Below are 8,940 nucleotides of genomic sequence, written 5' to 3'. Positions count from 1 at the left end.
GCCTTTCGGCAAGCCGGTGGAGCCTGAGGTGTAGATCACGTAAGCCAGATGACGCGGGGTCAACGCAGAAACTACGGGGTTGCTGGAAGGCTGCGCATTCCAGGTTGGCTGGTCCAGATCAATAAGCTGGGCCGCCTCCGGTACGCGGCGCGTAGCGCTATGCACGAGCACCGCCACCGGCGCGCTGTCGCTCAGCATGTGGCGCACGCGTTCGGTCGGGTAATCCGGGTCCACAGGCACATAAGCGCCGCCTGCCTTGAGGATGGCCAGCAGGCCGACCACCATCGACAGACCACGTTCGACGCAGATCGCCACCCGATCATCAGGCTTCACGCCCAACGCGATCAGGTGATGCGCCAGGCGGTTGGCCTGTTCATTCAACTCGCGGTAGCTGAGCGAGCCTTCCTCGGCCCGCACTGCAACCGCATCTGGCGTGCGCACCACCTGCGCCTCGATCAGCCCGTGCAGGGTCTGCTCAAGCTCGTAAGCCACCGCCGTGTCATTGAAGCCCTGCAGCAACCGCTTGCGCTCAGCGGCATCGGGCAACCCGGTATGGGCCGGGATGGCCCGATCACTTTCAGCGAAGGTCCACAGTAACTGTTCGAGATACCCCGCATAACGCTCGATGGTGGCCCGCTCGAACAGGGCTGTCGCGTAGACGATACCGCCAGCAAAGCCATCACCAGACTCGCCCAGGCTCAGGCTCAGGTCGAACTTGGCAATGCATGCCGACCCACCCACTGCGCTCACCGTCAGGTCGGCCAACTGCAGCGCCTGCCGCTCCGGGCTGGCCTCCCAGTCCAGGGTGGCCTGGTAGAGCGGCGTATGCGCCAGGCTGCGGCGTGGGCGCAACAGCTCGACCACCTGCTCGAACGGCAGGTCCTGGTGCGCCTGCCCGGCCAGCACCACGGCCTTGACCCTGGCCAGCAACGTGGCGACATCCGGTGCATCCGAAGTCTGCACGCGCAACGCCATGGCGTTCACGAACATGCCGACCAGGCCATCCACTTCCGCTTGCCTGCGGTTGGCCACGGGCGAGCCGATCACCACTTCGTCCTGGCCAGCCAGCCGGCTCAACAGCACCGCCCAGGCCGCCATGAACAGCATGTAAGGCGTCACGCCATGACGCCGGCACAGCGCTTTCAGGTCGCGGCTCAAGCGCGGCTCCAGGCACACCGCGACGCTGTCACCGGCATATTGCTGGCGCTCGGGCCGTGGGTGGTCCCAAGGCAGGCTGATCAGCGCCGGTGCCCCGGCCAACTGGCTGACCCAGTAATCGGCCTGCTGGCGCAGCGCATCGCCGCTCAGCCAGCGCCGCTGCCACAGGGCATAGTCGATGTACTGCACAGGCAAGGCTGGCAACGGGTCGTCGCCACCGCTGCCGAAGGCTTGGTACAGCGCGCCAAGCTCGCGTACCAACACCGCCAGCGACCAGCCATCGGCCACCAGGTGATGCAAGGTCAGCAACAGCACATGGTGGTCCGGGGCGATCTGCAGCATGCGCGCCCGCACCGGCAAGTCCCTGGCCAGGGCGAAGGGTCGGCCGGCCTCCTCGCGAATCAGCGCTGCCAGCGCTAGCTCATCCAGCCCATTGCAGATTTCCCAGCCAAGCTGGAAGCCATCGCTGCCGCTGGCCAATACCACCTGCGGCTCGCCGTCCCGCTCCACAAAATGGCTGCGCAAACTCTCATGGCGCTCGACCAGGCGCCGCAAGGCCCGCTCCAGCGCCGCGCAGTCGAGGCGGCCCTGCAAGCGCAGGGCCAGCGGAATGTGATAGGCCGCACTGGCCTCCTCCATCTGCGCCAAAAACCACAGCCGCTGCTGGGCGAACGACAGCGGCAAGGCACCCTGGCGTGGGCCCGGCTGGATAGCCGGCAACGCATTGCCGTCATGGGCAAGGCGCGCCGCAACCGCCGCCAGGCTGTCATCGGCGAACAGATCACCCAGGGCCAGCTCAAGGCCCAGGCGTTGGCGAACCTGGGCCACCATGCGCATCGCCAGCAACGAATGGCCCCCCAATTCGAAGAAGCGGTCCTGACGCCCGACGCTCTGCAGTTGCAGCAGTTCGCCCCACAGCGTGGCCAACGCCTGCTCGCGCTCGCCTTCGGGCGCCTCGTAAGCCGTCAGCGCAAGGTCCTGGGGCCCCGGCGCCGGCAAGGCCTGGCGATCGACCTTGCCGTTGTTGTTCAGCGGCATCCGTGGCAGCGCGACAAAGGCGCTCGGCACCATGTATTCCGGCAAGCGGCCACGCAGGAACGCGCGCAGCTCTGTGGCCTGCAGCGCTGCCTCGATCCGGGTGAACCAGGCCACCAGCCGCAGCGGCCCCTGTTCGCCAGGCACGGCCATCACCACCACCTCGCCAACCCCCGGTGCCAAGGCCAACTGCTGCTCGATTTCACCCAGCTCGATCCGGTAGCCGCGGATCTTGACCTGGTCGTCATTGCGCCCCAGGCACTCCAGTTGGCCGTCCGGCTGCCAGCGCACCAGGTCTCCGGTGCGGTACAGCCTGGCACCGGGTTGCTGGCTGAACGGGTCATCGATGAAACGTTGCGCCGTCAGTTCCGGGCGATTCAGGTAGCCCAGGGCCACACCGTCACCGCCGATGTACAGCTCACCGACCACCCCCTGCGGCACGGGTTGCTGCCAGGCGTCCAGCACATACACCTGGGTGTTGCCGATAGGCCGGCCAATCGGCACCTGAGGCGCGTTCGGCGCCAGTTCATGCACTTCGAAAGTGACCGCGAAGGTGGTGGTTTCGGTCGGCCCGTAGCCATTGACCAGGCGCAACCCAGGCGCCTTCTGCAGCAGCGTACGGAAGGCTGCGGGCTCTGCACGCTCACCGCCGCTGATCAACACGCGCAGCAGCGCCAAGGCCTCGGGGATCAGTTGCACGTACTGGTTGAACAGCGCCGTGGTCAGGAACAGTACGGTGATGCCTTGGTCCACCAGCGCCGCCGCGAAACGCTGCGGGTCGACCAGCGTGTGGTGATCGATCACCCGCACCTGCCCGCCGTTGAGCAGTGCGCCCCAGACCTCCAGGGTGCTGGCATCGAACGCCGGGTTGGAGGCGAAGGCGATACGGTCGCCCGCCGTCAGTTCGGCAAAGCTGTCGTTCAGCACCAGCCGCGCGATGCCCCGGTGCGTGACGCAAACGCCCTTGGGTGTGCCGGTGGTACCGGAGGTGTACATCACGTAGGCCGTGCTCCCGCCATCCTGGGCCAGCCCAGGGTTGTGGCCGGGCTGGTCGTCGAGTGACAGTTGGTCGAGGTTCACACGCCGCACCGCAAGATCGACTGGCGTAGCGGCAAGCGTCAGCACTGCGGCGGCCTGGCAGTCCTCGACCATGAACGCCTGGCGATCGGCGGGGGCATGGATGTCCAACGGTACATAGACCGCACCACACTTGAGCACTGCCAGTTGCGCCACCAGCAGTTGCAACGAGCGCGGCAACAACACCGCAACGCAGGCGCCCGGCGCCACACCGGTGCCCATCAGGTAATGCGCCAGGCGGTTGGCGCGCTCGTTGAGCGTGGCGTAGTCCACGGCCTGGTCGCCATGCGCCGCCGCGAGTGCCAGCGGGTGGCGGGCCACGCGCTGCTCGAACAGGCGCTGCACCGCACATTCGCGAGGGTAGTCGCGCTGGGTGGCATTGAAGCCATTCAGCAAGGCCTGGCGTTCTGCGTCGCCAACCAGCTGCACCTGCGACAGTGGCTGTTGATCGTTATCGATCATGGCCCACATCAACGTTTCGAAGTAGCCCACATAGCGCCGCACGGTGGCTTCGTCGAACAGCGAAGTGGCGTAGTCGAGGCTGCCACGCAAGTTGTCGCCATGCTCGCCAAGGTTCAGCGTCAGGTCGAACTTGGCCACCTGGCCAGCCTGGGCCACGGCTTCCAGTTGCAGGCCCGGCAACTGCAAGGCGGCACCCTCGGTGGCCTGCCAGTTCAGGGTGGCCTGGAACAACGGCGTATGGCCCAGGCTGCGCAGCGGGTGGACGATTTCCACCACCTGTTCGAACGGCAAGTCCTGGTGCGCCTGGGCGTCCAGTACACGCGCGCGCACCTGCTCTAGCAGGGCGTGCGCTGTCGGTGCCGTTGCAGTGTCGATGCGCAGGGCCAGGGTATTGACGAACAAACCCACCAAGGGCTCCAGCTCGGCACGGCCGCGGCCCGCCACAGGGCAACCGATCACCACCTCAGCCTGGCCGGACAAGCGCGACAGCACGCCAGCCCAGGCGCTGAGCACGGCCATGTACAGCGTCACCCCATGACGCTGGGCCAGGGTGCGCAGGCCCGCCGCCAGGCGCGGCTCCAGCTGCAGCGGCAGGCTTGCCCCGGCAAAGTCCTGGCGCTCGGGGCGTGGGCGGTCGCTAGGTAGCTTGAGCAGGCTGGGCGCACCGTCCAGGGCCTGGCGCCAGTAATCGGCCTGGCGCTGCAACTGGGCGCCGGCCAGCCAGCGGCGCTGCCACACCGCGTAATCGCCATACTGAATGCCCAATGCCGGCAGTGGTTCATCCCGGCCCTGGCAGATGGCGGTGTACAGCGCGCTCAACTCGTGCGTGAGCACACCCAGCGACCAGCCGTCGGCGACGATATGGTGCACGGTCAAGGCCAACACATGATGCTCGGCGCCCAGGCGCAGCAGACACGCCCGCAGCAACGGCCCGTGGGCCAGGTCGAACGGCGCACTGGCCGCTTCATGCAAGCGGGCTGGCAGGGCATCGGCGCCAATGTCTTCGCGCTGGAACCACTCGCCACCCGCTGTGGCGGCAAACACCACCTCGGCACTGGCATCGCGCGGCACGAAGCGGCTGCGCAAGGTTTCGTGGCGCTCGATGATCCGCAGCAATGCAGTCTCGAGGGCATCGGCGTCCAGTGGCCCGCGCAGGCCCAGGGCCAGCGGCACGTTGTAAGCCTGGTTGCCGCCGTCCATCTGCGCCAGAAACCACAACCGCTGCTGGGCAAACGACATTGGCAGCGGCGCGTCGCGCGGCACCGGGCATATCGCCGGCAGCTCGCTGCGCACGGCCTTGGCCAACACGTCGGCGACAGCGGCCAGTTCCGGGTTGGCGAACAGTTCACTCAGGCTCAGCTCGACGCCCAGGCGCACGCGCACTTGGGAGACCATGCGCATGGCCAGCAAGGAATGGCCGCCAAGGCTGAAGAAATGGTCGCGACGGCCGACCCGCTCGACGTGCAGCAGCTCGGCCCACACGTGCGCCAGGGCCTGCTCCAGCTCGCCTTCGGGGGCCTCGTAACCCTGTTCGAACAACGCCGAGCGGTCAGGCTGTGGCAATGCCCGGCGGTCGAGTTTGCCATTGGCGGTCAGCGGCAACGCCTGCAGCGCGACAAACGCCACCGGCACCATGTATTCGGGCAAGTGCGCCTGCAACTGGGCACGCAGGCCTTCGGGGGTGAGCGGCTCGACGTCGGCCTGGGTGGTGAAGTAAGCCACCAGCCGTGGCTGGCCGGGCTGGTCCTCGCGGGCCAGCACCACCGCCTCGTCGATGCCGGCCAAGGCGCTCAGGCGGCTTTCGATTTCGCCCAGTTCGATGCGTACGCCGCGGATCTTGACCTGGTCGTCGTTGCGCCCCAGGTAGTCCAGGGTGCCGTCGGGCAACCAGCGCACCAGGTCGCCCGTGCTGTACATACGCCCACCGGCCGTGGCGACGAAGGGGTCGTCAAGGAAGCGCTCGGCGGTCAATGCCGGGCGGTTCAGGTAGCCCCGGGCGACCCCGGCACCGCCAATGTACAGCTCCCCTGGCACGCCCAGCGCGACAGGTTGCTGATGGGCGTCGAGGACATACAGGCGCGCGTTGTCGACCGGCCGGCCGATGTGCAGCGCCGCGCCGGGCTCCAACACGCCAGAGCTGGCCACCACGGTGGTTTCAGTGGGGCCGTAGTTGTTGACCACGGCAAAGCGCTGGGTGCGGTTGAACTGGCGCAGGCGGTCGCCGCCGATCAACAGAGTGCGCAAAGTCGGGTGTTCGAGCTGGTGATTGAAGGCGTATTCGGCCACCGGCGTGGGCAGGAAACTGACGTCCAGCGGTTGTGCCTGCCACCAGGCGAGCATGGCGTCGAGGTCTTCGTTGCCCTGGGATGCTGGCGCCAGGTGCAACGTGGCCCCGGCACACAACGCCGGCCAGACTTCCCAGGCCATGGCATCGAAACCAAAGCCGGCCAGGCTAGACGTGTGCCGACCAGGGCACAGGTCGAAGGCGCGGCAATGCCAGTCGACCAGGTTGTTGACTGTGCGGTGCTCGACCATCACCCCCTTGGGCTGGCCGGTCGAACCCGAGGTGTAGATCACATAGGCCAGGTTGCTCGCGTCCAGGCCCGGCACAAAGGGGTTGCTGTCGCAGGCGGGCCAGCCCGGCTGGTCCAGCAGCAGCACCGGCACCTCGACGGGCCCCAGGCGCGCCTGCAATGCCTGTTGCGTCAGTACCACCACCGGGCCGCTGTCGCTGAGCAGGTAGTGCACGCGCTCATCCGGATGGGCCGGGTCTACCGGCACGTAGCCCGCGCCTGCCTTGAGCACAGCCAACAGGCCAACCAGCGTCTCCAGGCTGCGTCGGGCAACCACGGCGACACGGTCATCGGGCCGCACCCCCAGGCCGATCAGGTGCTGCGCAAGCGCATTGGCCTGGCGGTTGAGCGCGGCGTAAGTCAGGCACGCGCCGGCGCAGGTGGCGGCAATGTGGTCAGGGTACTGCTCGGCCAGTTGTGCGATGCGCTGGTGCAGGGCCAACTGCCGTTCGTAGCTGGCCGGGTAATCGTTGAAGGTTTCCAGCAGTTCCTGGCGCTCGCTGTCAGGCAGCATGGCAAGCGCCGTGACCGCTGCCTGAGGGGCCTGCAACAGGCCTTCAAGGACCTGCTGCAAATAGCCGCAGACGCGCTGCGCCGGGACCTCGGCACTGGCCAGCAAGGTCAGGCGAAAGCCCTCACCCAAGTCATCGACGCTCAGGGTCAACGGGTAGTTGGTGGCCTCGGCGGACTCGACGATGTCGATGCCCGCCAGGGCTGCACGGCGTGGTTGGGTAGTGTCCACCGCGCTGTGACGGTAGTTGAGCAAGGCATTGAACAGCGGCGCCGGCGCTGCCACACCGCTGCAACGCTGGGCCAGCGCCAGGGGCGCGTGTTCGTGGCGCATCAATGCACTCAGCCGCTGATGGGTGGCGCGAATGGCCGTTGCCAGGTCCTCGCTGCCCAGGTCCACACGTACTGGCAGGGTGTTGATGAAAATCCCCAACGCCCGGTCAGTGGCTTCGGCCCCTTGCAGGCGCCCCATCAGTACCGTGCCGAACACCACCTGCTCACGGCCGGTCAGCCCCCCCAGCACACGCCCCCAGGCCAGGTGGAACACGCTGGCGACGCTCACCCCCAGGCTGCGCGCCAGGGTGCGCAGTTGCAGGCACAGGGCGAGCGGCAGGTCGAGCGAGTGCTCGTTGTGCACCTCGCCAACGCCCTGCACATCCTGGATGCCATACGCCAGGGTCGATTCATCGATGCCCCCCAGCATGTCGCGGAAGAACGCCTCGTGCTCGGCCTCGCTGATCCCCAGCACGGCCTGCGCCACGTAGTTGCGAAACGGCACCGGCGTGCCCAGGCGCTCGCCCTCGCCCGCCAGAAACGCGATCAGCTCGTGGCGCACCACCTCCAGGGCACTGTGGTCCATGGCGATGTGATGAAACTGCAGGGTGGCACTCAATGCGCCATCGGCCTCTGGGGCCTCACGCAGCAGGCGGATCAGCGGCGCCTGGGTCAAGTCGAGCATGCCGCGTCGGGGGTCGCTGGCGGGCAGTGTCGCCACTTGCAGGTCGGCACGGCGCCACACTACCTGTACCGGTGTTTCCAGCCCTTCCCAGTGCACCGAAGTGCGCAGGATATCGTGGCGGGCGATCACCCCACGCAGAGCCTCGGCGAACGCCTGCAGGCGTGCTTCGCTGGCGAACACGAAACGCGCCTGCATCACGTAAGGGTCGCTGTCGGTGGCGCTGGCATGGTGGAACAACATGCCCTGCTGCAAGGGTGCCAGCGGGTAGATGTCCTGCACATTGGCCGCGCCGCCGGGGATGCAGGCAACGATGCCATCGAGGGTGTCCTGGTCGAGGTCGATCAGGTTGAGCATTTGCGGGGTGATGCGTGTGCAGCCAGGCGCTATCAGGTTTGCCGGCACCTGCACCGCGCCCTGTCTCACGGCCACGTACTCGCCGCGCTCGATCATCGCCACCAGCGCCGGCTTGTGCTCGCGCAGTTGCGCCACCAGCGCGGCGTCGGTCAAGGCCTGGCGGTTGCCCTGGACGGCCAGCTGGCCGTCCTTCAGCGCCAGCTGCACGTTTTTGGCCGTCAGTGTTGCCAGTAGTTGGTTGATGCTCACAGGACGATCTCCATTCTGTCTGTGATGGCTGCGTAGCCTGCCAATGTCGGTTGGTCGAACAGGGCGCGCACATCGGCTTCCAGGCCTTGGTCGCGCAGGCGGGAGGTCAGGGTCACTGCCAGCAGTGAGTGGCCGCCCAGTTCGAAGAAGTTGTCGTGGCGCCCTACCCGCTCCACGCCCAGCAGTTCGGCCCAGATCGCGGCCAGCAGCGTTTCGGTTTCGCCTTCGGGGGCTTGGTATTCGCGATTTTGCAGGGCTTCGGCGTCTGGCAGCGGCAAGGCCTTGCGGTCGAGCTTGCCGTTGGGGCTTAGCGGTAGCGCCGGCAGGTGCATGAACAGCGCGGGCACCATGAACGCCGGCAAGTGGGCCAGCAGTGCGCTGCGCAGGGCTTCCACGGCCTGTTGCTCGCCGGTGTAGTACGCCACCAGACGCTGGTCGCGGGCGATAACGACCGCTTCCTTGACGCCGTCGATGGCGGTCAGGCCGGCCTGGATTTCACCCAGCTCGATGCGCAGGCCATGGATCTTCACCTGGTCGTCGTTGCGGCCCAGGTACTCGATGTTG

The 8,940-nt window shown here is 67.2% G+C and carries 2 protein-coding genes and 1 pseudogene; all 3 read right to left on the bottom strand.

The annotated features are described in order from the left end of the window. The coding region (locus tag NP534_RS26920) for an AMP-binding protein (RefSeq protein WP_443201096.1) at positions 1-417 on the bottom strand (417 nt) is incomplete at its 3' end. A 159-nt stretch (positions 418-576) separates the two neighbouring features. Continuing rightward, positions 577-8,013, bottom strand: a pseudogene (locus NP534_RS23660) (amino acid adenylation domain-containing protein); the annotation flags it as partial. Positions 8,014-8,372: 359 nt separating this feature from the next. Then, positions 8,373-8,940: phosphopantetheine-binding protein (locus tag NP534_RS23655; RefSeq protein ID WP_274100301.1), on the bottom strand; the 568-nt coding region annotated here is incomplete at its 5' end.

Origin of the sequence: Pseudomonas sp. 39004, from assembly GCF_028682155.1 — a bacterium.
Taxonomy (GTDB): Bacteria; Pseudomonadota; Gammaproteobacteria; order Pseudomonadales; family Pseudomonadaceae; genus Aquipseudomonas; species Aquipseudomonas capeferrum.
Note: the sequence above shows the minus strand (reverse complement) of the source record. Positions and strands in the feature narration are given on the sequence as shown.